A 2,070-nucleotide genomic window follows, 5' to 3' on the forward strand; every position below is an offset into this window, starting at 1 on the left:
CGGGGGGCGCTTCTGGGACAGCGAACCCGGCCTGATCGCCGCCAGCACCCTGCGGCACCGGTCGCTGCGACTCGGTGACGACGACCGCATCGCGATCGTTCTGTCGCCCTTCAACGACCGGCGCAGCGGCTACAAGTTCGAAACCAACGCCAACGGCGTCAAGCATGAAGCGATCTACCAGAACGTCAGCCAGAACCTTCCGGTCTGGAATACGATCTGGGACGTGGCGTCCACCGCCGACTCCGAAGGCTGGGCCACGGAGATCGCGATTCCCCTGAAGTCGATTTCCTTCGATCCGGACAACGACACGTGGGGAATCAACTTCTCCCGTGCGGTGCGCCGCAAGGGGGAGGAAATCTCCTGGGTTTCCCGTAATCGCACCTACAACCCGAGCATCGTCGGCATCGCCACCGGCCTTACCGGCCTGGAACAGGGGCTCGGGCTGGATATTGTGCCTTCGGTTGCCCTGAATCGGCGCAGGCACTTCGACAGTGCGGGCGATGACCCGGACGAAACTGCAGGCGCAGTTCCGGGCGAGAATCCGGGCGGCATCGCGGGCGATTCGTCCAGAACGCGGCCCTCGCTGGATCTGTTCTACAAGGTGACTCCCTCGCTGAACGCTGCGCTGACGCTGAATACCGACTTCTCCGCCACCGAGGTCGACTCGAGGCAGGTGAACCTGACGCGATTCAACCTGTTCTTCCCGGAGCAGCGGGCGTTCTTTCTCCAGGACACCGACATCTTCGAATTCGGCCGTATCGGCGGGCGAAATTCAGACGCGAACCGGTCCGCGTCGGGCGCCAGCCGCGAAAACGGACGGCCGTTCTTCTCCCGGCGCCTGGGCCTCAGCGATTCGGGTCAGCCCGTGGACCTGGACTACGGAGGCAAGCTGAGCGGGCGAATCGGCCCCTGGAGCATTGGCGGCCTGGCCGTGCGGCAGGCGGAATTCGGTGAGGTCCAGAGCAGCGATGTGTTCGCCGGGCGGGCGTCCCTGAGCATCCTGGAAGAATCCGCGGTGGGCCTGATCGTCACCGAGGGCGACCCAAGATCGAACCTCGACAACTCCGTGGCGGGCGTGGACTTCCGCTATCTGAACAGCCGTCTGGGCAACAGCCGGGTCCTGGAGGCTGACGCATGGTTCCTGCAGTCCGATACGGAGGGCCTGGGCGGGGATGATCGCGCCTTCGGCCTGGGACTGCGCGCTCCAAACAGGTCCGGCTTGCGCTGGGGCCTGGCGACAAAGGAGGTTCAGAGGAATTTCAACCCGGCGCTCGGCTACGTCAACCGGGCCGGTATCCGGGACCGGACAGCGGATTTCGGCTACACGCACCACTTTCGCGGCGGACCGGTCGCGTCGTGGTTCGCGAGCATCGACGCTCAGCGCATCGAGCTCCTGGACGGCGGGCTGCAGACGCAGGTCGTCACGGTCACTCCGCTGGAGATCGACAGCCGATCACGGGATACGCTCGTCGCGCAATACAAATCCACCGATGAGGTCCTGATCCGTCCATTCCGCATCTACCGGGACCCCTCGGACCAATCTCGTCAGGTCGTCATCCCCCGGGGACGGTATTCTTTCGACGAGTACATCGCCACGCTCGCCAGCGGCAGTCACCGCAAATTTGTCGCTGCGGTGCACCACATACGGGGCGGCTTCTTCAACGGAGAACGCGTCAACTACGGCGCCATCATGACCTGGCGGGCGACGAAACACTTCACCTTCAGGTTCGGATATGACCACCATGACATCAGGCTCCCGCAGGGCGCCTTTGTCACCCGGCTCGCCAACTTCAGCTCGGAAGTTGCGTTCAATTCGGACCTGTTGTGGATCAACCGGGTTCAATACGACAACGTGTCGGAAGAAGTCGGCATCAACAGCCGCCTGCACTGGGTGCTGCGGGACGGGCGCGAGGCGTACCTGGTGCTGAACCACAATCTTCAGGACCATGACCGTGACAACTCGTTCGACGAAACTCTCTCGGACCTCAGCCTGAAGGTGAACTACACGTTTCGATTCTAGTGCTGCGTCAACCTAATAATGCCGTATCAGCGCGTTCACAAGCGTGCAGA

The 2,070-nt window shown here is 63.0% G+C and carries 1 protein-coding gene; it reads left to right on the top strand.

Going from position 1 to position 2,070, the window contains the following annotated elements:
* The coding region (locus OXG98_13085; GenBank protein ID MCY3772937.1) for a DUF5916 domain-containing protein at positions 1-2,020 on the top strand (2,020 nt) is incomplete at its 5' end.
* Positions 2,021-2,070 lie beyond the last annotated feature (50 nt).

Source organism: Gemmatimonadota bacterium, from assembly GCA_026706345.1.
Classification (GTDB): Bacteria; JAAXHH01; JAAXHH01; order JAAXHH01; family JAAXHH01; genus JAAXHH01.